Annotated in this window: 19 protein-coding genes; 11 read left to right on the top strand and 8 right to left on the bottom strand. The window is 61.7% G+C overall.

Annotation, left to right across the window (positions count from 1 at the left end):
- Window positions 1-103: 103 nt before the first annotated feature.
- A complete protein-coding gene (locus tag NTD80_RS05680) occupies window positions 104-553 on the top strand; it encodes a c-type cytochrome (RefSeq protein WP_065904855.1) in 450 nt (149 codons plus the stop codon).
- 6 nt (window positions 554-559) lie between these two features.
- Here the strand turns inward: NTD80_RS05680 and NTD80_RS05675 are convergent, their stop codons facing one another.
- The 5 genes from NTD80_RS05675 to NTD80_RS05655 all read right to left on the bottom strand — a co-directional run bounded on the left by NTD80_RS05675 (window position 560) and on the right by NTD80_RS05655 (window position 5,559).
- Complete coding sequence (locus NTD80_RS05675; protein WP_262132574.1) at window positions 560-955, bottom strand: DUF1090 domain-containing protein; 396 nt, start codon at window positions 953-955, stop codon at window positions 560-562.
- A gap of 70 nt (window positions 956-1,025) precedes the next feature.
- A complete protein-coding gene (gene ligB, locus NTD80_RS05670) occupies window positions 1,026-2,690 on the bottom strand; it encodes an NAD-dependent DNA ligase LigB (RefSeq protein WP_262132572.1) in 1,665 nt (554 codons plus the stop codon).
- 96 nt (window positions 2,691-2,786) lie between these two features.
- Window positions 2,787-3,137, bottom strand: a complete 351-nt coding sequence (locus tag NTD80_RS05665) for a hypothetical protein (protein ID WP_065904850.1) — start codon at window positions 3,135-3,137, stop codon at window positions 2,787-2,789.
- A 216-nt stretch (window positions 3,138-3,353) separates the two neighbouring features.
- The gene (gene metK / locus NTD80_RS05660; RefSeq protein WP_034109862.1) at window positions 3,354-4,544 is read right to left on the bottom strand and encodes a methionine adenosyltransferase; all 1,191 of its coding nucleotides are present in this window, start codon (window positions 4,542-4,544) and stop codon (window positions 3,354-3,356) included.
- A 19-nt stretch (window positions 4,545-4,563) separates the two neighbouring features.
- Complete coding sequence (locus NTD80_RS05655) at window positions 4,564-5,559, bottom strand: ArsR/SmtB family transcription factor (RefSeq protein WP_065904848.1); 996 nt, start codon at window positions 5,557-5,559, stop codon at window positions 4,564-4,566.
- Between the two features lie 259 nt (window positions 5,560-5,818).
- Here NTD80_RS05655 and tkt point away from each other — a divergent pair, with 259 nt between their 5' ends.
- The 6 genes from tkt to fba all read left to right on the top strand — a co-directional run bounded on the left by tkt (window position 5,819) and on the right by fba (window position 12,202).
- On the top strand, window positions 5,819-7,816 hold the full coding sequence (gene tkt, locus NTD80_RS05650) for a transketolase (protein WP_106802419.1): 1,998 nt from the start codon (window positions 5,819-5,821) through the stop codon (window positions 7,814-7,816).
- A gap of 167 nt (window positions 7,817-7,983) precedes the next feature.
- Entirely contained in the window at window positions 7,984-9,039 is a 1,056-nt protein-coding gene (gene epd / locus NTD80_RS05645; protein WP_058415149.1) for an erythrose-4-phosphate dehydrogenase, read from the top strand.
- A 17-nt stretch (window positions 9,040-9,056) separates the two neighbouring features.
- Window positions 9,057-10,220, top strand: coding sequence for a phosphoglycerate kinase (locus NTD80_RS05640; protein WP_025857657.1), 1,164 nt, complete (start codon window positions 9,057-9,059; stop codon window positions 10,218-10,220).
- Window positions 10,221-10,249: 29 nt separating this feature from the next.
- Window positions 10,250-10,477 (top strand): hypothetical protein, encoded by a 228-nt coding sequence (locus tag NTD80_RS05635; protein WP_262132561.1) that lies wholly within the window; start codon window positions 10,250-10,252, stop codon window positions 10,475-10,477.
- 62 nt (window positions 10,478-10,539) lie between these two features.
- Window positions 10,540-10,872, top strand: a complete 333-nt coding sequence (locus NTD80_RS05630; RefSeq protein WP_106802423.1) for an MliC family protein — start codon at window positions 10,540-10,542, stop codon at window positions 10,870-10,872.
- Between the two features lie 265 nt (window positions 10,873-11,137).
- Complete coding sequence (gene fba / locus NTD80_RS05625; RefSeq protein WP_003177554.1) at window positions 11,138-12,202, top strand: class II fructose-bisphosphate aldolase; 1,065 nt, start codon at window positions 11,138-11,140, stop codon at window positions 12,200-12,202.
- Between the two features lie 73 nt (window positions 12,203-12,275).
- Here fba and NTD80_RS05620 read toward each other — a convergent pair whose 3' ends face one another.
- The gene (locus NTD80_RS05620) at window positions 12,276-12,941 is read right to left on the bottom strand and encodes a polysaccharide lyase family 7 protein (RefSeq protein WP_262132557.1); all 666 of its coding nucleotides are present in this window, start codon (window positions 12,939-12,941) and stop codon (window positions 12,276-12,278) included.
- Between the two features lie 312 nt (window positions 12,942-13,253).
- Here NTD80_RS05620 and NTD80_RS05615 point away from each other — a divergent pair, with 312 nt between their 5' ends.
- From NTD80_RS05615 to NTD80_RS05605, 3 genes are read left to right on the top strand one after another with little or no spacing between them, the layout of a single operon-like run.
- A complete protein-coding gene (locus NTD80_RS05615) occupies window positions 13,254-15,359 on the top strand; it encodes a putative bifunctional diguanylate cyclase/phosphodiesterase (protein WP_262132555.1) in 2,106 nt (701 codons plus the stop codon).
- A gap of 43 nt (window positions 15,360-15,402) precedes the next feature.
- Window positions 15,403-15,903: a M48 family metallopeptidase gene (locus NTD80_RS05610; RefSeq protein WP_010207148.1), complete on the top strand. Its 501-nt coding sequence runs from the start codon at window positions 15,403-15,405 to the stop codon at window positions 15,901-15,903.
- A 19-nt stretch (window positions 15,904-15,922) separates the two neighbouring features.
- Window positions 15,923-16,219 (top strand): helix-turn-helix domain-containing protein, encoded by a 297-nt coding sequence (locus tag NTD80_RS05605; protein WP_065904835.1) that lies wholly within the window; start codon window positions 15,923-15,925, stop codon window positions 16,217-16,219.
- Window positions 16,220-16,389: 170 nt separating this feature from the next.
- Here NTD80_RS05605 and NTD80_RS05600 read toward each other — a convergent pair whose 3' ends face one another.
- Window positions 16,390-16,842: a GNAT family N-acetyltransferase gene (locus NTD80_RS05600; RefSeq protein WP_201146036.1), complete on the bottom strand. Its 453-nt coding sequence runs from the start codon at window positions 16,840-16,842 to the stop codon at window positions 16,390-16,392.
- Between the two features lie 192 nt (window positions 16,843-17,034).
- Here NTD80_RS05600 and NTD80_RS05595 point away from each other — a divergent pair, with 192 nt between their 5' ends.
- Window positions 17,035-17,772 (top strand): substrate-binding periplasmic protein, encoded by a 738-nt coding sequence (locus NTD80_RS05595; protein ID WP_065904827.1) that lies wholly within the window; start codon window positions 17,035-17,037, stop codon window positions 17,770-17,772.
- Between the two features lie 51 nt (window positions 17,773-17,823).
- Here NTD80_RS05595 and yccS read toward each other — a convergent pair whose 3' ends face one another.
- Window positions 17,824-20,007, bottom strand: coding sequence for a YccS family putative transporter (gene yccS, locus NTD80_RS05590; RefSeq protein ID WP_065904826.1), 2,184 nt, complete (start codon window positions 20,005-20,007; stop codon window positions 17,824-17,826).
- Between the last annotated feature and the right edge of the window lie 158 nt (window positions 20,008-20,165).

Here is a 20,165-nt window from a genome sequence, read left to right as displayed (position 1 = left end):
CCGCGCTGTAGCGCAGTCGGGCAACCCTATTATTAATAGGGCTATTGGTCTTTGCGGGCGGGGCGAGGATACTGGCCGCCGTTTCCCGTGACCCTGAGCCATCATGACTTTTAAAAAACTGACGGTTGTATTGCTGGCCTGCGTGGCCTTGTCCGCCTGTGGCGGCGTCGATCCAAATTCCCCGCTGGGCCAGCGCAAGGCGATTTTCAAACAGATGCTCAAGACCGGGGAGGACCTGGGTGGCATGTTGCGTGGGCGCATCCCGTTCGACGGCGCGAAGTTTGCCGAAGGCGCGGTCAAGCTCGATGCGTTGTCGCATGAACCATGGAAGCACTTCCCGAGCGTGCGCGAAGAAGATCACACCAGTGCCAAGGACGACGTATGGCAACAACAGGCACGCTTCCAGGAACTGGCCCGCAACCTTGAAGCGGCCACCGGTGAACTGGTGGTCGCCAGCCAGGTCCAGCCGTACAAGGCCAGCAACCTTGGGCCTGCGGTGCAGAAAGTCGAAGATGCCTGCAGCGCCTGCCATAAGCAGTTTCGCGATCACTGACCGGCGTTATTCGTCGAGTTGTTCCACGGCGTCCTGCAGTTCTTTGCGCGACTGGGCGAGCTTGTCCTTACGTTTGTTGATTTTCTCGGCATCGCCCTTTTTCATTGCCTTGTCGAGGTCAGCCTGACGGCGGCTGACTTCGTGCTTGGCGTCGAGCACCTTGTTTTCGCGCTCCTTCCTCAAGGAGGCGTCGGTGCAGTTGGCAGTGACTTCGCTCAGGGCTTTTTCCAGGCCGGCCTGTTGCGCGCTGTTGCCATGCGCCTTGGCTTGTTCGATCTGGGCGCTGATGGCCTGGCGCTTGGCGGCGCAGCCGGTGAGGGGGGCAGCTTCTTCGGCCGCCAGCAGTGGCGTGGCCATGCAGCTTGCGACAGTCAACAAGACAAAGGGGGCGAGAAATTTCATGTGGGACTCCAAAGTCGCAATCTGGCAGCAGGATGAATTCTGCCGCCGTTTAAAAATGGCCAGGCCGGGTTCAAAACCCGTCTATCCCGGCCACGCGTAGTGTTTCAGCCAAAGCCTGTACGTGCGGATCGCGAAAAAAAGCGCTCAGTTGCGCCGCGCGACCCGGGCCGATGCCATCGGTGGCCTGCCAGGCCTGGGTGTCCTTGGCGGCCAGTGTCTGCCAGCCGCCTTCCAGGTTGTTGCGTGCCGCAGGCGGTATGCCCAGGGCCTTGAGCCATTGGGCGAAAGGCCGTTGCCGCGCGCTGTGCAGGCTGTCGAGCACCCGCGCGCGGCTGCGATCGCCGAAGCCATCAATGTTAGCAAGCTCTGCCGCGTCCAGGGTTAACCAATCGAGAAAGCCTGCGATTAGACCGGCCTGGATCAATATGTTCCAGGTCTCGCGGCCGATATGGGGCAAGGCCAGGCCTTGATCACCGCTGAGCCAGGTGAGCCGCGCCAGCAGTTGTTCCTCGCAGCCGGGGTCCAGCTGCCAGCAACTCAAGGCGTGGAAGTCCAGAGGGTCCGGGACCGGCAGGTCGACCCGGGCGGTGTTGCGCAGGATCACTTGGTCCAACCGTGGGATGATCTGGCCCGCCAGGCTGATGGCGACCTGATCGCCAGGGCGGATGTCCAGTGCTTGCCAGCGTTTCAGCGAGCCGACGTTGACACGGCTGATCTGCCGGTCATCCAGCCGCACGGGCTCGAGTTCGAGCATGGGGGTGATGCGCCCGGTACGGCCGATCTTGAACCGCACGTTGCGCACCAGTGCCAGGGCCTTGGCCGCCGGGTACTTCCAGGCGACCGCCCAGTACGGCGTGCTCGCCTGCCAGCGCTCGGCGGGTGCGCGCTGCGCCTGGTGCAGCACCACGCCATCACTGGCGAAGGGCAGGGGATGGTTGTACCAATAGGCGCGCCAGTGTGCGGCGTGGGTAATGTCCTGGATGGGCTGGCTGTAGCGCTGGCTGTCGGTGAAACCCCAGCGTGCCAGGCTGGCGAGGCGCTCGTTGAACGCGGTCGGGCCGTCGGGCCAGGCCCAGATGAACACGCCGATGCCGGCAGCTTCGATGTCGCTCAAGTGTTTGCGGTTCATCAGCCCAGCCACTTTGCTGCGGGCATTGAGCCCGCCATGTGCCGACTGCACGTGGTCGTCGAGGCGCCAGTAGAGTTCGCCTTGCAGCACCAGGTCGAGGGGCTCCGGCAACTGCTGGACAATGCCGGGGATCTTGCGCGCCGAGGCTGACCAGTCCTGGCCGAGCAGGCCATCGCCACGGCTGATGACCCGGCTCAGCCGACCGTGGCGGTACACCAATGTCACCGCCACGCCGTCGACCTTGGGTTGTATCCACACCTCCTGGCGCGTGTCGAGCCAGGTGCCGACGGCCTGTTCATCCAACAGTTTTGCCAGCCCGGTATGGGCGACCGGGTGAGCCAGGGTGCCGCGTGCGCTGGCCAGTGGGTTGTCGGCCTTTGCCGTGGGTTGAGGGAAACATTCGCGCCATTGCGCGAGGCGTTGGCGAGCCTGGTCGTAGAGCTCATCACTGACGGGGGAATGGCCGAGCCGGTGATAGCTGTCATCCCACTGGCGGATCTGTTCGGCCAGGGTGCCGAGTTGGGTCCGGGCTTCAGCCGGGCAGCCGTCAGCCCAGGCTGAAAAGGTCAGCGTGCTGAGCAGCAGCGCAATCAGTAAGCGCGTCATGAGCATTCCTTGCTCGTAAAGGGCGCCCAGCCTAAGTGATCCAGGCAGGCACAAAAAAGCCCCGGCAGTGCGGGGCTTTTTACCGGGTGTTTCCAGTTACTTGAACAGACCGCCCAAGGCTTTCACGGCGTCATTCTTATCAGCCTTGGCCTCCTGGGTTTGCTGCTTGGCGTCGGCCTTCGCCTGGGTTTCAGCAAGTTTGTTACAGCCTTTGTTGATCTGCTCCTGCGCCGCTTTGAATGCCTTCACTTTCAGGTTGTCTTTCTGGGCTTCGGCTGCATCGATCTTGGCTTGCAGGTCTGCGGATTGCTTCTGGCAGTCGCCGGAGTTGCCGCCACCCAGTTGGGACGTCAGCGCGCCACTCAGTGCGCTCAGGTCGGCGGATTGGGCCGGCAGGGCGAACAGGCTGAGCAGAAGGGCGGCAGGGGCGAGCGTGGAGATGCGCATGAAAAACCTCAATGTTCGATTGCCTGCGCGCTGATCGATCCCGGGCTGGCGCAGGGCAATATCCAAATAAGGTAGAGGGCCCGAGAGGGCGCGGATTCTAGAGGGCCATTATTTGGCCTGCAAGCTTTGGATCCAAAAAATGTGAGGGTGATCCCGCAGGCAATAAAAAAGCCCCGCCGGGGGTAAACCCGGCGAGGCTTTATATGCCGTGAGCGATTACAGGCCGGCGGCGGTGCGCAGGTCGTTGGCGCGATCGGTTTTTTCCCAGGTGAAGGTGGTGAAGGTGTCGTCGCCGACAGTCTTCTGCGCAGGGGTACGACCGAAGTGGCCGTAGGCTGCGGTTTCCTGGTACATCGGATGCAGCAGGTCGAGCATGGTGGTGATCGCGTAAGGGCGCAGGTCGAAGATCTCGCGCACCAGCTTGACGATCTTGTCGTCGCTGATCTTGCCGGTACCGAAGGTATTCAGCGAGATCGACGTAGGCTGGGCCACGCCGATGGCGTAGGACACCTGGATCTCGCAGCGCTCGGCCAGGCCCGCGGCGACAATGTTCTTGGCCACGTAGCGACCGGCGTAGGCCGCCGAACGGTCAACCTTGGACGGGTCTTTGCCGGAGAACGCGCCACCGCCGTGACGGGCCATGCCGCCGTAGCTGTCGACGATGATCTTGCGACCGGTCAGGCCGCAGTCGCCCACCGGGCCACCAATGATGAACTGGCCCGTCGGGTTGATGTGGAACTGGGTGTCCTTGGACAGCAGTTCGGCCGGCAGCACGTGCTTGACGATCAGCTCCATCACGCCTTCACGCAGATCAGCGTAGGAAACGTCCGGGTTGTGCTGGGTCGACAGTACAACGGCGTCGATGCCGACGACTTTGCCGCCTTCGTAGCGGCAGGTCACCTGGGACTTGGCGTCCGGGCGCAGCCAAGGCAGCAGGCCGTTCTTGCGGGCTTCAGCCTGGCGTTGCACCAACTGGTGCGAGAAGGTGATCGGCGCTGGCATCAGCACGTCGGTTTCGTTGCTGGCGTAGCCGAACATCAGGCCCTGGTCGCCGGCGCCCTGATCTTCAGGCTTGGCACGGTCGACACCCTGGTTGATGTCAGGCGATTGCTTGCCGATGATGTTCATCACGCCGCAGGTCGCGCCGTCGAAGCCGACATCGGAGCTGGTGTAGCCGATGTCGGTGATCACATCACGAACGATCTGCTCCAGGTCAACCCAGGCGGTGGTGGTCACTTCGCCAGCGATGATCGCTACGCCGGTTTTCACCAGAGTCTCGCACGCCACACGGGCGAACTTGTCTTCAGCAATGATGGCGTCCAGCACCGCATCAGAAATCTGGTCGGCGATTTTGTCCGGATGCCCTTCAGACACGGACTCGGAGGTGAAAAGGGAGTATTCGCTCATCTCGATGTTTTCCTGAAATTTACCGATGGTGAGTGTCGCCAGCCGGCCGCTGGAAATGGCGGACCTGGATCTGGAAACCATTACGTAAACCTACATAGAGGCTTTCCCCGGGAACGAGTCCCGCAGCGGTGGCCCAACGGGCCAGATCGTCCTGTTCAAAACCCAACCAGAGATCACCGCAGGCCTCCCTGGCCCAATTCTGGTTGTGGCTGCATAAATCTGTGACCAGCAGGCTACCGCCGGGTTGCAGCAACTTCGCCATCTGCTTGAGGGCGTCTGCGGGGGCAGCGAAATGGTGCAGCACCATATTCAGCACCACGCAGTCGGCCTGCAGACTGTTGTGATTGAGCGCATCCGCCAACTGCAGGCGCACGTTGCCCAATGCTTCTCGCTCGCACAGCTGGCGCGCCAGTTCGAGCATGGCCGGGCTGTTGTCCAGCGCCGTGACCTGCTGGAATCGCCGCGCCAGTTCTGGCAGGAAACCGCCATCGCCAGGGCCCACTTCGAGTGCCGTGGCTTCATCACTGAAGCTCAGCTTGTCCAGCAGCGCCAGTACGCTGTCGCGGTATTGCGGCAAACCTGCGATCAGGTCCTGCTGGGCGCGAAACTTCTCGGCAACCCGGGTGAAAAAATCCTGGCTGGCGGCAGCGCGCTGACCGTGGACCTGACCGATGCGCGACTGCACGTCGCTGGGCAGGGCCAGGCTGTCGACTTCTTCGAGCAGGGCGGCGTGCAGCTTGCCGCCGAGCAACTCGGTGTGGGGCAGGGCGCGACGGTAGAAAATCGCATTGCCTTCGCGGCGGGTGGCCACCAGGTCGGCCTGGGCCAGGACCTTCAAATGGTGGCTCATGCCGGACTGGCCGATGGCGAAGATCTGCGCCAGTTCGAGTACGCCGAACGAATCGTTGGCCAGTGCACGCAATACGTTCAGGCGCAACGGGTCGCCAGCGGCCTTGCACAAGGCTGCCAGGTCATCGCCGTCGTCAGGACGCAGGGAAGGCACGGGTAGATTCATAAGGCCAGCAGTCTAGTGACGAGGTGAAGACCTCGCAAGGCCAATATCAAAAAGTTTTGATATTGAACGATAAGTGGCAGTTATAAGCAGCCGCTATAACCTTTAGACGAACCGGTCGGTCTTTTCTGCAAGCGATTGCCGCGCAAAGCACAGGAAAAACACCCACAAGTGACTATCTGTCATTGCCCGCAGGCGGTGGCTGAGGGAAAATGCCGGTCCTTTTTTCCGTTTCTTTTATTCAAACCCCAGGAGATCAGCGATGCCCAGCCGTCGTGAGCGTGCCAACGCCATTCGTGCCCTCAGCATGGATGCCGTGCAAAAAGCCAACAGCGGCCATCCCGGTGCCCCGATGGGCATGGCGGATATCGCCGAGGTACTTTGGCGTGACTACCTGAAACACAACCCGAGCAACCCGTCGTTCGCCGACCGTGACCGCTTCGTGCTGTCCAACGGCCACGGCTCGATGCTGATCTATTCGCTGCTGCACCTGACCGGCTACGACGTCACCATCGATGACCTCAAGAGCTTCCGCCAGCTGCACAGCCGCACCCCGGGCCACCCGGAATTCGGCTACACCCCAGGCGTCGAGACCACCACCGGTCCCCTGGGCCAAGGCCTGGCCAACGCCGTTGGTTTCGCGCTGGCCGAAAAAGTCCTGGGCGCGCAGTTCAACCGTCCTGGCCACAACATCGTCGACCACCACACCTACGTGTTCCTGGGTGATGGCTGCATGATGGAAGGCATTTCCCACGAAGTCGCGTCCCTCGCCGGCACCCTGGGCCTGGGCAAGCTGATCGCCTTCTACGATGACAACGGCATCTCCATCGACGGCGAAGTCGAAGGCTGGTTCACCGATGACACGCCCAAGCGTTTCGAAGCCTACAACTGGCAGGTGATCCGCAACGTGGATGGCCACGATCCGGAAGAGATCAAGACCGCCATCGACACCGCGCGCAAGAGCGAGCAACCCACCCTGATCTGCTGCAAGACCACCATCGGTTTCGGCTCGCCGAACAAGCAGGGTAAAGAAGACTGCCACGGCGCCCCACTGGGTGACGCGGAAATCGCCCTGACCCGCGAAGCGCTGAAGTGGAACCACGGCCCGTTCGAAATCCCGGCCGACATCTACGCCGAGTGGAGCGCCAAGGAAAAAGGCCTGGCGACCGAAGCCGAGTGGGACCAGCGTTTCGCGGCCTACTCCGCCGAATTCCCTGAGTTGGCCAACGAACTGGTACGCCGCCTGGCCGGTGACCTGCCTGCGGACTTCTCGGAAAAAGCCTCGGCCTACATCGCCGAAGTCGCAGCCAAGGGCGAGACCATCGCCAGCCGTAAAGCCAGCCAGAACACCCTGAACGCCTTTGGCCCGCTGCTGCCTGAGATCCTCGGCGGCTCGGCTGACCTGGCCGGTTCCAACCTGACCCTGTGGAAAGGCTGCAAAGGTGTCTCGGCCGAAGACGCCAGCGGCAACTACATGTACTACGGCGTGCGCGAGTTCGGCATGAGCGCCATCATGAACGGCGTGTCCCTGCACGGCGGCCTGGTGCCTTACGGCGCGACCTTCCTGATGTTCATGGAATATGCGCGCAACGCCGTGCGCATGGCCGCACTGATGAAGAAGCGCGTGATCCACGTGTACACCCACGACTCCATCGGCCTGGGCGAAGACGGCCCGACGCACCAGCCGGTCGAGCAGTTGACCAGCCTGCGCACCACGCCGAACCTGGACACCTGGCGTCCAGCCGACGCGGTCGAATCCGCAGTGGCCTGGAAACACGCGATCGAGCGTAAGGACGGCCCTTCGGCGCTGATCTTCTCGCGTCAGAACCTGCAGCACCAGGCGCGTACCGACGCGCAGATCGCCGACATCAGCCGTGGCGGTTATGTGCTCAAGGACTGCGTCGGCGAGCCGGAGCTGATCCTGATCTCCACCGGTTCCGAAGTCGGCCTGACCGTCCAGGCCTACGACAAGCTGACCGAGCAAGGCCGCAACGTGCGCGTTGTGTCCATGCCGTGCACCAGCGTGTTCGAAGCCCAGGATGCCGGCTACAAGCAATCGGTATTGCCACTGCAGGTCAGCGCGCGTATCGCCATCGAAGCGGCTCACGCCGACTACTGGTACAAGTACGTGGGCCTGGAAGGCCGCGTGATCGGCATGACCACCTACGGTGAGTCGGCGCCGGCGCCAGCGTTGTTCGAAGAGTTCGGCTTCACCCTGGAAAATATCCTGGGCCAGGCTGAAGAGCTGCTGGAAGACTAAGGCTGTAGATTGAGGTGGCTGTACTGACGCCTTCGCGAGCAAGCCCGCTCCCACATTAGATCGGGTTCACATGGTTGCAATTGTGAACCCATTCCAAATGTGGGAGCGGGCTTGCTCGCGAAGGCGGTCTGGTAGACACCCCATTACCCAAGGTAATCGAGAACCCCATGCCCCAACCGCGTCCTTACAAAGTTGCACTCAACGGCTACGGCCGCATTGGTCGTTGCGTCTTGCGTGCTCTGTTCGAGCGAGGGGCGGCGGCCGGGTTTGAGATTGTTGCTATCAACGATTTGGCCGACATGGCCAGCATCGAATACCTGACACGCTTTGACTCCACTCACGGCCGCTTCCCCGGCGAAGTGCGTGTGGAAGGCGATTGTCTGCATATCAATGGCGACTGCGTAAAAGTATTACGCAGTGCCACCCCCGAGGGCATCGACTGGGCGGCGCTGGGCGTCGACCTGGTGTTGGAATGCTCCGGTGCCTACCACACCCGTGCCGATGGCCAGCGTTTCCTCGACGCCGGCGCACCGCGTGTGCTGTTTTCCCAGCCGATGGCCAGCGAGGCGGATGTCGACGCCACCATCGTCTACGGCATCAACCAGGATTGCCTGACCGGCAACGAACTGCTGGTCTCCAACGCGTCCTGCACCACCAATTGCAGCGTGCCGCTGTTGCGTCTGCTGGATCAGGCGATTGGCCTGGATTACGTGTCGATCACCACGATTCACTCGGCGATGAACGACCAGCCGGTGATCGATGCCTATCACCACGAAGACTTGCGTCGCACGCGCTCGGCGTTCCAGTCAGTGATTCCGGTGTCCACCGGCCTGGCTCGCGGTATCGAGCGACTGTTGCCGGAACTTGCCGGGCGAATTCAGGCCAAAGCCGTACGGGTGCCGACGGTGAACGTGTCCTGCCTGGACATCACCATGCAAACCGTCAGCGATACCGACGCGACGGAGGTCAACCGGATTCTGCGCGACGCCGCCACCAGCGGCCCGCTCAAAGGCCTGCTGGCCTACACCGAGTTGCCCCACGCCAGTTGTGATTTCAACCATGACCCGCATTCGGCCATTGTCGATGCCAGCCAGACCCGCGTTTCCGGCCCGAGGCTGGTGAACATCCTGGCCTGGTTCGACAACGAATGGGGCTTTGCCAACCGAATGCTGGATGTTGCGGAACATTATCTGCACATCGCCTCTAAACAACCTCAACAGTAATTCAGGAACTGCGACCCATGACCGTGTTGAAGATGACCGACCTCGATCTGCAAGGTAAGCGCGTACTGATTCGCGAAGACCTCAACGTCCCAGTCAAGGACGGTGTTGTCACCAGCGATGCGCGAATCCTGGCCTCGCTGCCGACCATCAAGCTGGCCCTGGAAAAAGGCGCGGCCGTGATGGTCTGCTCGCACCTGGGTCGTCCGACCGAAGGTGAGTTCTCCGCCGAGAACAGCCTCAAGCCGGTAGCCGACTACCTGAGCAAGGCCCTGGGTCGCGACGTGCCACTGGTCGCTGATTACCTGGGTGGCGTCGACGTGAAGGCCGGCGACATCGTGCTGTTCGAAAACGTGCGCTTCAACAAAGGCGAGAAAAAGAACAGCGACGAACTGGCCCAGCAATACGCTGCGCTGTGCGACGTGTTCGTGATGGACGCCTTCGGCACCGCCCACCGCGCCGAAGGTTCGACCCACGGCGTGGCCAAGTTCGCCAAGGTCGCCGCGGCTGGCCCACTGCTGGCCGCCGAACTGGATGCATTGGGCAAGGCCCTGGGCGCGCCAGCACAGCCAATGGCCGCCATCGTGGCCGGCTCCAAGGTCTCGACCAAGCTGGACGTGCTCAACAGCCTCAGCCAGATCTGCAACCAGTTGATCGTCGGCGGCGGCATTGCCAACACCTTCCTGGCCGCCGCCGGCCATCCGGTAGGCAAGTCGCTCTACGAGCCGGACCTGCTCGACACCGCCCGCGCCATCGCCGCCAAAGTCAGCGTGCCATTGCCGGTCGACGTGGTCGTGGCCAAGGAATTCGCTGAAAGCGCCGAAGCTACCGTCAAGCTGATTGCTGATGTGGCTGCCGACGACATGATCCTGGATATCGGCCCACAAACCGCGGCCAACTTCGCTGAACTGCTGAAAGCCTCGCAGACCATCCTGTGGAATGGCCCGGTTGGTGTGTTCGAGTTCGACCAGTTCGGCAACGGCACCAAAGTGCTGGCCAAGGCCATTGCTGAAAGCTCGGCGTTCTCCATTGCCGGTGGTGGCGACACCCTGGCCGCCATCGATAAATATGGCGTTGCTGACCAGATCTCCTACATTTCTACCGGTGGCGGCGCGTTCCTCGAGTTCGTCGAAGGCAAAGTCCTGCCGGCCGTTGAAGTGCTGGAAACCCGAGCCAAAGGCTGAGGCTCGTGATCCGGAAAAGGAGTATTCCCATGATCAAGCCGTTGGCATTGATGATCGCGGCGGGCCTGTTGGCCGGCTGCGGCAGCACGCCAAGCAGTGTGCCGGAGGCGGATAAGCCTGCCCCGGCGCAGAAAAAGAGCTGTTATCAGGCGGACTGGCAAGCCGAGACCATGCCGGTGATCAACAAGCGCATCGGCAACGAGCGGCTGGAGAAATACGACGCCGCGCCCAACGGTCAGGAACAGGGTTGCCCTTGACGGGTCAGATCAACTAACCGACAGCAATGACGGCTCTTTGGGCCGTCGTTCGAGGATTGGCAATGAAAGGCGTTTTCGCCCTGGCAGCCCTGGCCCTTCTGGCCGGTTGCAGCAGCATGAACATGTTCAACAAGGCAGAGCCTGCCGATAAATGGACCACTTGGATTTGCGACAGCAAGGCCGAAGTGAACTGGCGCTTTGCCAACCAGGCCCGCAACGAGGTGGATGTTCGCCTCGGGGGTTCGGACCAGGTTTATCGCCTTAAACAGGACGTTGCCGCCTCGGGCGTGCTTTATAGCAACGACCAGTTGGCGTTCCACACAAAAGGTGAGGAAGGCCTGGTTTACTGGGTCGCCACTGATGATTTGATCGGGCGCGGCTGCAAAGCCCAATAGTGAGATCACTGAAGATCAAATGTGGGAGCGGGCTTGCCCGCGAAAGCGGTGGTCAGTTGGCGAATTCGGTGACGGGTACACCGCCTTCGCAGGCAAGCCAGTTCCCACATGCGTTCGGTTTCCGATTGGAATTTGAGTCCAGCTCATCAGCAATAACGATTCAGCCGGTCAGATGCACTCACCCTGACCTGCAATAACTTGAATAGCAGCCGCCGCTACGGCAGGCTTGCACGATTAACGACCCTCGACCGGGAGAGACAACACAATGGCACTTATCAGCATGCGTCAAATGCTGGACCACGCAGCCGAGTTCGGCTACGGCGTCCCAGCCTTTAACGTCAACAACCTTGAGCAGATGCGCGCCATCATGGAAGCCGCTGACAAGACAGACTCCCCGGTGATCGTCCAGGCTTCGGCCGGTGCGCGCAAATACGCCGGTGCCCCGTTCCTGCGTCACCTGATCCTCGCCGCGATCGAAGAATTCCCGCATATCCCGGTGTGCATGCACCAGGACCACGGCACCAGCCCGGACGTGTGCCAACGTTCCATCCAGCTGGGCTTCAGCTCGGTGATGATGGACGGCTCCCTCGGTGAAGACGGCAAGACCCCGACCGACTACGAATACAACGTCCGCGTCACCCAACAAACCGTGGCCATGGCTCACGCCTGCGGCGTTTCGGTTGAAGGCGAGCTGGGCTGCCTGGGTTCCCTGGAAACCGGCATGGCCGGTGAAGAAGACGGGATCGGCGCCGAAGGCGTGCTGGATCACAGCCAGATGCTGACTGATCCGGAAGAAGCCGCCGACTTCGTCAAGAAGACCCAGGTTGATGCCCTGGCCATCGCCATCGGCACCAGCCACGGCGCCTACAAGTTCACCAAGCCGCCGACCGGCGACGTGCTGGCCATCGACCGCATCAAGGAAATCCACAAGCGCATCCCTAACACCCACCTGGTGATGCACGGCTCTTCCTCGGTCCCGCAAGAGTGGCTGGCGATCATCAACCAGTACGGCGGCGACATCAAAGAAACCTACGGCGTGCCGGTTGAAGAAATCGTCGAAGGCATCAAGTACGGCGTGCGCAAGGTCAACATCGACACCGACCTGCGCCTGGCCTCCACCGGTGCGATGCGTCGCCTGATGGCCACCAACCCGAGCGAATTTGACCCACGCAAATTCTTCGGCGCTACCGTGACGGCCATGCGTGACGTATGTATCGCTCGCTACGAAGCATTCGGCACCGCCGGTAACGCTTCGAAGATCAAGCCGATCTCGTTGGAAGCGATGTACCAGCGTTACCTGAAAGGTGAGTTGAACGCCAAGGTGAACTAAGCCTCAAGCGTTAATAAAAAACCCGCAGAAATGCGGGTTTTTTTATGCGCGACGCTAAACGTGCAGGCGCCGCTCAGTCGTGATCAATGTCCAACTTCGCAAACGTCACCCGCGCGCCTTCCTTGCTGTTGCCACTGTTGTCCTGCACATACGCGCCGGCCTTGAAGTACAGCGGCTTGGCACCCCACGCCGCGCCGATGCGCTCGTTCCACTCACCGTCGGCGGCATACACACTCAGCAGCCCGGCCTTGTTCAGGTTGATGACGTAGGTGAAGGTTTTCTCCAGCGGCACATTCGAGGCGACGATGATCACCCGGCCTTCGTCCTCGTCCGGGCGCATGCGCACTTTGGCGACGATGTTGCCGGTCTGGGTTTGTTCCTTGAATTGGTATTCCAGCTTGATCAGCGGTTTCTGGCTGTCATAGGCGTGAATCTGGCCAATGACGATCTTGCCGCTGGAGGGCACCTGGTTGACGGCCAGGGTGGCGCGCAGGAAATTGTCGGCGTCGGGGTAGGTCCAGTTGCGCAAGCGGCCGTCGGCGTAGGTTTCGCGCAGTTCGCTACGCGGGTAGACGGCGTTTTCGGTGCGGGTACCGGTGACGGGGGTCCAGAATTGCACATTGCTGCCTTCGGCCTGGAAATATTGGTCCTTGAAGCCGCTAAGCAGTTTCGGGGTGTCGATGGTCGCGGGGGGCGAGCCAACGGGAATGCTCAGGTTCCAGGTAGAGAGGTCGATCATGGCGTGGGCCTTTTTACAGAGGGGTGTAGGCTATGGCCCTTAGGCCAGACAGGTTCTTTATAGGCCGTAGTCCTCCGCTTGTTAATTAATCGCTGGCAAATTATTGGCGCCAGAGGAATGCCAAAAAGCCATGTTTCCCATGAACCGTGGGCTGCAGGCACTGACCGTTAGTCGGCTTCCTGAGCTTTGGCGCAATGATGGCACTGAGGTTACTTCTGATTTTTCGGAACCGGGGCTAGAGTGAGGCCTCAGTGTTTGTCCGGGTTTTCTCCCAGAAGTGACCGGAGTGGGCTCCCAAGGAAGAGATGTAGCATGGAATGCGCTCCACACCACGGCGATAGCAGTTCGGTTCTTTTGGTGGTCGATGACTACCCGGAAAACCTGATCAGCATGCGCGCACTTTTGCAGCGGGAAGACTGGCAGGTAGTCACCGCCGGTTCCGGCCTGGAAGCCCTCGAGTTGCTGCTGGTACATGAGGTCGACCTGGTGTTGCTCGACGTGATGATGCCCGGCATGGACGGCTTTGAAGTCGCGCGCCTGATGCGCGGCAGCCAGCGCACCCGCATGACGCCGATCATCTTCCTGAGTGCCAATGCCCAATCCCCGGCTGCTGTGCTGGAAGGCTACGCCAGTGGCGCCATCGACTACCTGTTCAAACCCTTCGACCCGCATATCCTCAAGCCCAAGGTCCAGGCGTTGCTGGAGCACCAGCGTAACCGCCGGGCCTTGCAGCGCCTGAGTCATGACCTGGAATCGGCGCGCGCCTTCAACGCCTCGGTACTGGATAACGCCGCCGAAGGCATCCTGGTGGTGAGCGAAGGCGGCGTGATCGAATACGCCAACCCGGCGATCTCGCGCCTGCTCAATGCCACGATCCATGAGCTGCAAGGCCAGGAATTCCTCGGCTTCCTGCAAAAACCGCATGTCCCTACGTGGCTGGAGTCGCAGATGTATGCCGGGTTTCGCAAGGGCGAAACCTGGCGCCTGCACGACGCCATCCTGCGCACCGGCCGTGGCCAGCAAGTGCCGGTGGCGTTGTCGTGTGCGCCGTTGCCGACCGAACAGAAGGCCATGGTGGTGACCGTGCTGGACATGTCCGAGGTACGTCACCTGCATCAGCAGTTGGAGTTCCAGGCGGTCACCGACCCGCTGACCGGCCTGCTGAACCGGCGCGGCTTCTACCAGACCGTCGAAAACACCTTGCTGCGCAGCGAGCGCGCGGAACATTGCCTGGTGCTGCTCTATCTGGACCTCGATGGCTTCAAACGGGTCAACGACTCCCTGGGTCATGACGTCGGCGACCGGGTGCTGCGCTGGGTCTCGGAGCAATTACAGGGTTGCCTGCGCTCCGGAGACATTCTGGGCCGCATGGGTGGGGATGAATTTACCGCGTTGTTGGAGCTGGAATTCCCGGAGCAGGCGGCGAAGATTGCGGAAAAACTGATCGACCGGGTTTCGATTTGCCAGCAGGTGGATGGCCTGGATGTGATGCTGGGTGTGAGCATTGGTATCGCGATCTTTCCGGACTGCGGTTCGGACCTCAATGGCCTGCTGCGCGCTGCCGACATCGCCATGTACGAAGCCAAGCGTGCGGGGCGTCAGCAATATCGCTATTACGATCAGGAAATGAACGGCCGCGCGCGTTCGCGCCTGATGCTCGAAGACAGCGTGCGCACCGCCATACAAAACAAGGACTTCACCCTGGTGTACCAACCTCAGGTGTCGCTGGCGGACGGACGTCTGCGCGGCGTCGAGGCGCTGTTGCGCTGGCAGCACCCGAGTGTCGGCGATGTGCCGCCGGGGTTGTTCCTGCCATTGTTGGAAGAGGCGCGGCTGATCAGCCAATTGAGTGCCTGGATCTACCAGCAGGTCGCTGCCCAGCGCCAGGCGTGGCAAGCCACGTTCGACGATGAGCTGGTGTTGAGCGTGAGCCTGAGCAGCAGCCAGTTCAATATGCCCAACCTGGCCAACCAACTGCAGCAGGTACTCGAGCGACATGGGCTGCAGTCGCGGCAGCTGGAGGTGGAAATCGGCGAGGACTGCTTGATGAGCAACCTGGAAGAGTCCGCCAAACAGCTCAAGTTGCTGCGTCGGATCGGCGTGCGCATTGCCCTCGATGACTTTGGCGCCGGCCAGTGCTCCCTGGCCCACCTGCGCGACCTGGCGTTCGACACGCTCAAACTCGATCCGCAATTGGTCGCCCGCCTGCCGGGCTCGGCACGCGACGCGGCGATGGCGCGCAGCATCATCGAACTGTGCGGGCATTTTGATGTGCTGGTGGTGGCCGAAGGCGTGGAAACCGCCGAGCAAGCCCACTGGCTCAAGACCAATGGTTGCGCGTTTATCCAGGGTTCCTGGGCGGCGCAGCCGTTGATGGCCGAGGAAGTGGTCGACTGGTCACGCACTCGCTTGCGCTGAATTCGTTACACTGGCGACCTTCCGAATTCTGTTGCCATACCCCATGACCGCGCTGAAATACCTCCAGGCCTACCCCGCTGCCCTTCAAGAGCAAGTGCGCCAATTGATCGCCAAGGACCAATTGGGCGCCTACCTGGAGCAGCGCTACCCCGAACGCCATGCCGTGCAGAGCGACAAGGCCCTGTACGCGTATGCCCTGGCCTTGAAACAGGAACACCTGCGCAACGCGCCGGCCATCGACAAGGTGCTGTTCGATAACCGCCTGGACCTGACCCATCGCGCCCTCGGCCTGCACACCACGATTTCGCGGGTGCAGGGCGGCAACCTCAAGTCCAAGAAAGAGATTCGCATCGCGGCGCTGTTTAAAGAGGCCGCGCCGGAATTCCTGCGCATGATCGTGGTGCACGAGCTGGCACACTTCAAGGAATCGGACCACAACAAGGCGTTCTATAAACTCTGCGAATACATGATGCCCGGCTACCATCAGGTGGAATTCGACCTGCGGGTGTACCTCACGTATCGCGACCTGCAGGGCAAACCCTGACCGCACAAGGCGACCGACCATGGATGTGAGCAAGACCAAGAGCAGCTTCTACCGCCGCCTGTACGTGGCCTACCTGATCGACAGCGGCCAGGCCAGCAGCGTACCGGCCCTGACCGACGCCACCGGCATGCCCCGGCGCACCGCGCAGGACACGATTGCGGCGTTGGCGGACCTGGATATCGTGTGTGAGTTCGAGCAGGAAGACGGCGCCCGCAACCATGCCGGGCATTACCGGATTCGCGACTGGGGTGCGATTGATCGGCGGTGGATCGAGGCGAATCTGGCGTCGGTGAAGCAGGTGTTGGGGTATCCCTGAAGGTCGGTGGTGAGTGTGCTGGCGCCATCGCAGGCAAGCCAACTCCCACAGGGATCGCGAGGGGCCAACCCCTATCGCCCATGCCGCCGCTTCGCTGAAGCTCGACTGGTTGCTCCCGCCTTTTGATGTGTGCACACGGTTAAAGGTGGGAGCTGCCTGCGATGAGGCCCTCAGTCGCGGCGCATGCCGATGTGTGGAATGTCATCTTCCAGATACTCTTCACCCGCCACCACAAAGCCATACTGCCCGTAATAGCCCTGCAGGTGCGCCTGGGCCGAGAGAAAAATCGGCGTCTCGGGCCAGATATCAGCGATTTGCTTGAGCGCTTCGGTCATCATCCGATGCCCCAGCCCGGTGCCGCGCGCCACCGGTGCGACGATCACGCGGCCGATCACCACATCTCCACCCTGGAACTCCGGGTCCAGCAGGCGCAGGTAGGCCACCAGTTCATTGTCCTGCCAGGCCATGAGGTGATGGGTGTCGCCCGACAAGTCCTGCCCATCGAGGTCCTGGTAGATGCATTTCTGCTCGACGACAAACACTTCGTTGCGCAGGCGCATGATGGCGTACAACTGCTCTTTGCCCAGCTCGTCGTGATGTTTGCAGACCCAATCAACTGTCATGGTGTGTTCTCGCATAAGTGTCAGGTCTGGATAGTAAGCGCGGCGGGTGAGTCTGTCTAAATCAGCTATTTTTGTGAGTGAAATCAATTTGCCATCATTGAGTGCATTCGCTGCCCGTTTCTTTGTGTAATCTGAGCTACTGTTAGAACCTCAGGCACCGCCTGGAACAAGTGCCCGCCAAGGACTTTGAGCATGCTGCGATTCACTCGTGTCGTTGCTTTGATTGGAGTGGTGTTGCTGGCGACGCCTGCGTTCGCTCAGCGTCTGCGCCTGGTGGCGGATGCCTGGCCACCTTTTACCGATGCCACCTTGATCAACGGCGGGCTGGCCACCGACATTGTCAGCACGGCCCTGGCTCGCGCGGGCTACGCCAGCGATTTCGAACAGGTGCCCTGGGCCCGTGCGCTGATGGGCGTCGGCGATGGCCGCTATGACGTGCTGGTCAATGCCTGGTACGACGATGCCCGTACGAAACTGGGCCAGTTCTCCGGCGAATACCTGCTTAACCGTGTGCGCTTCATCAAGCGCCACGACGACCCCATCGACTTCCAGACCCTTGAGCAACTGCACGACTACCCCGTCGCGGTGGTGCGCGGCTATGCCTATTCGGCGGCGTTCGATGCGGATGCACAGTTGCAGAAAGTCCCTGTGCATAACTTCGCCATGGCCGTGCGCATGCTCGCGGCGCAGCGGGTGCGGCTGACAGTGGAAGATGAATACGTGGCGCGTTATTACCTGGCGCGCGAATCGGCACGGGTGCGCAATGCGGTGGAGTTTCTACCCAAGCCGCTGAGTGAAAACAGCCTGCATATTTTGGTCAGCCTGAAGAACCCGCAGCATGAGCAGATCGTTGCCAGCTTTGATCGGGAGATTGCCAAGATGAAGGCTGATGGCAGTTATGCGCGATTGATGCGGCAGCATGGGATGTAGCGTCCTTGGGGGCCCTATCGCCGGCAAGCCGGCGCCTAAGGGGGTAGCGACCTAAGCCGCGCGGGTGTCTTTGATCAAATGCGCCGCCAAGGTGCGCAACGGCCCCAGCTGCCGGCAGATCAGCGCCAACTGCGTCTGCACCAACCGCTGGCCTTCATCGATTTCATCCGGCATCTGCTCCAGGTCCGCCGCCAGCGCTTCCTCGGCATCGCTCTGGATCGCGATCGGCTGCTTGTTCGCCAGCCCGGTGGCGATTTCATCAATGCTCGCTGCCAGGCTGTTACCGGCACCGTCGATCAAATGCTCGCGTACTTCGGCTGGCAGCTGGGTTTCGCGGTGCGCGCCCAGGCCCGACAAGTAGCTGAGCAAGGTGTGCGACAACACCAGGAAGCGGAAGCCCACATCGGCCTCCTTACGGAAGTGCCCGGGCTCCATCAGCATATTCGCCAGGGTGGTGGACAGGGCTGCGTCGGCGTTGTGCGCATTGCGCCGGGCCAGGCGGTAAGCGAGGTCGTCGCTCTTGCCGGCGGCGTACTGCTGCATGATCTGGCGCAGGTAGATGCTGTTGCAGGTCAGGGTGTTGGCCAGCACTTTGTTCAGGCGTCGGCCCTGCCAGTCCGGCAGGAACAGGAACACCGCCAGGCCGGCGATCAGGCTGCCGAGCAAGGTATCGAACAGGCGCGGCAGGAACAGCCCGTAGCCATCGCCCACCTGGTTGAAGCAGAACAGCACCATCAGGGTGATTGCCGCCGTGGCCAGGGTGTAGCGCGTGGTGCGGTTGATAAAGAACACCAGGCCGGCGGCGATGGCAAACATCGATTGCACCAGCGGGCTGGGGAACAGATCAAACAGTGCCCAGGCCACGGTGAGGCCGATGGCGGTGCCGATGATCCGCTGGCCGAGTTTGCGCCGGGTCGCGCCGTAGTTGGGCTGGCACACGAACAGGGTGGTGAGGATGATCCAGTAGCCTTGGGAGGCGTGGATCGCGTGGAGCATGCCGTAGCCGACGGTCAAGGCGAGGGCCAGGCGCAAGGCGTGGCGAAACAGCAGCGACGTCGGCGTGAGCTGGGTGCGCAGGCGCGTCCACATTTCCTTGAGGTTGCGCGGTGCACGGTCCAGCAGGTTGCTGTCGGTGGCGTCGGCCAGGGCGTCGGGGTTGCTGGCGTCGCCGAGCAGGCGGTCGAGGGTCGACAGGTTGGCCGCCAGGGCGCGCAACGAGCGCAGCAGGCCGCGCCAGGCCGGGTTGCTCTGGATGCGCAGGTGTTCCAGCGATGCGTTCAGGTCGCCCAGGGCCTCGGCGAAGCTGTCGTCATAGATGAACGGCTGGCGCAGCTGGATCGACTCGGCCAGGGCCTGGCACGCCTTGCCTTGCTGGCGCAGCAGGCGCTGGCAGCGGAACAGCACATCGCTGTGGAAGAACGCCTCGGCCAGGGCGTTGTAGGGATAATGCGATGAGCTGGCGCGCTCGTGGATGTCCTGGGCCAGGAAGTACAGCTTCAGGTAGCGACTGACCTTCGAGCCTGGGCGACCATTGCCCACACGGTGCAGGATGATTTCCTTCGCCGCATTCAGCGCCGCGACCACCCGGCCGTTCTGCTGGGCCAATTCCAGGCGGCGCGCTTCCACGTCCAGTTGGCGGATCGGTTCGAACAGGGATGACTTGAGCTTGAGGTAGCGCCCCAGTTCGCGGAACAACCGCGCCAGGCTCTGCTGCACCGGCTGGTTGGAAAACAGCGCCTGCCACAGCACCGAAAGCACGCCATACCAGGCAGCTCCCGCCACCAGCAGCAGCGGTTCGTGCCAGAAATCGGAAACCGCGCCACCGCGCTGGTCCACGCCGATCATGGTGTAGACCGACAGGATCAGCGTCGCCGACGCAATCGCCCCGTAGCGCTCGCCGAGGGCGCCGAGCATGGTCAGGCAGAAACTGGCCAGCGCCAGGGCAATCGCGAAGATCCAGGGGTAGGGAAACAGCAACTCCACCGACAGCGCGGCAATGCTGAAACACACCAGCGTCACCGCCAGGGCATTCAGGCGGCCTTGCCAACTGTCGTCGGTCTCGGCCAGGGCGCTGGCGATAATCCCCAGGAACAGCGGGATCAGCAGCGTCATTTCATCCTGGTACCAGCACAGCGCCATGCTGCCGGTGAGGGCGATGAATACCCGAACGCTGTAACTGAATTTATCCAGCGCCCACAGGCGCCGCATGGACTGCTTGAACGAGGTCGATGACATGAAGGCTGGAGTCTTCCGGGACGATGCCGCTAAATTGAGCCATCAGTGACGTCACGGCAAGCGTAGCGATCACATCTCATTGCATATTTTTGCGTGCCACCCCAAAACGAATGTGGAGCTGGGGTTGGCGGGGGGGGGGGGGGGGGTTTTACCCCCCC

Origin of the sequence: Pseudomonas sp. 13B_2.1_Bac1, assembly GCF_025466155.1 — a bacterium.
In the GTDB taxonomy this organism is placed as follows: domain Bacteria; phylum Pseudomonadota; class Gammaproteobacteria; order Pseudomonadales; family Pseudomonadaceae; genus Aquipseudomonas; species Aquipseudomonas aylmerensis.
Note: the sequence above shows the minus strand (reverse complement) of the source record. Positions and strands in the feature narration are given on the sequence as shown.

Coding starts and splice junctions, on each gene's coding strand:
- NTD80_RS05680 (WP_065904855.1), top strand. CDS start 104: ATGACTTTTAAAAAACTGACGGTTGTATTGCTGGCCTGCGTGGCCTTG.
- NTD80_RS05675 (WP_262132574.1), bottom strand. CDS start 955: ATGAAATTTCTCGCCCCCTTTGTCTTGTTGACTGTCGCAAGCTGCATG.
- ligB (WP_262132572.1), bottom strand. CDS start 2,690: ATGACGCGCTTACTGATTGCGCTGCTGCTCAGCACGCTGACCTTTTCA.
- NTD80_RS05665 (WP_065904850.1), bottom strand. CDS start 3,137: ATGCGCATCTCCACGCTCGCCCCTGCCGCCCTTCTGCTCAGCCTGTTC.
- metK (WP_034109862.1), bottom strand. CDS start 4,544: ATGAGCGAATACTCCCTTTTCACCTCCGAGTCCGTGTCTGAAGGGCAT.
- NTD80_RS05655 (WP_065904848.1), bottom strand. CDS start 5,559: ATGAATCTACCCGTGCCTTCCCTGCGTCCTGACGACGGCGATGACCTG.
- tkt (WP_106802419.1), top strand. CDS start 5,819: ATGCCCAGCCGTCGTGAGCGTGCCAACGCCATTCGTGCCCTCAGCATG.
- epd (WP_058415149.1), top strand. CDS start 7,984: ATGCCCCAACCGCGTCCTTACAAAGTTGCACTCAACGGCTACGGCCGC.
- NTD80_RS05640 (WP_025857657.1), top strand. CDS start 9,057: ATGACCGTGTTGAAGATGACCGACCTCGATCTGCAAGGTAAGCGCGTA.
- NTD80_RS05635 (WP_262132561.1), top strand. CDS start 10,250: ATGATCAAGCCGTTGGCATTGATGATCGCGGCGGGCCTGTTGGCCGGC.
- NTD80_RS05630 (WP_106802423.1), top strand. CDS start 10,540: ATGAAAGGCGTTTTCGCCCTGGCAGCCCTGGCCCTTCTGGCCGGTTGC.
- fba (WP_003177554.1), top strand. CDS start 11,138: ATGGCACTTATCAGCATGCGTCAAATGCTGGACCACGCAGCCGAGTTC.
- NTD80_RS05620 (WP_262132557.1), bottom strand. CDS start 12,941: ATGATCGACCTCTCTACCTGGAACCTGAGCATTCCCGTTGGCTCGCCC.
- NTD80_RS05615 (WP_262132555.1), top strand. CDS start 13,254: ATGGAATGCGCTCCACACCACGGCGATAGCAGTTCGGTTCTTTTGGTG.
- NTD80_RS05610 (WP_010207148.1), top strand. CDS start 15,403: ATGACCGCGCTGAAATACCTCCAGGCCTACCCCGCTGCCCTTCAAGAG.
- NTD80_RS05605 (WP_065904835.1), top strand. CDS start 15,923: ATGGATGTGAGCAAGACCAAGAGCAGCTTCTACCGCCGCCTGTACGTG.
- NTD80_RS05600 (WP_201146036.1), bottom strand. CDS start 16,842: ATGACAGTTGATTGGGTCTGCAAACATCACGACGAGCTGGGCAAAGAG.
- NTD80_RS05595 (WP_065904827.1), top strand. CDS start 17,035: ATGCTGCGATTCACTCGTGTCGTTGCTTTGATTGGAGTGGTGTTGCTG.
- yccS (WP_065904826.1), bottom strand. CDS start 20,007: ATGTCATCGACCTCGTTCAAGCAGTCCATGCGGCGCCTGTGGGCGCTG.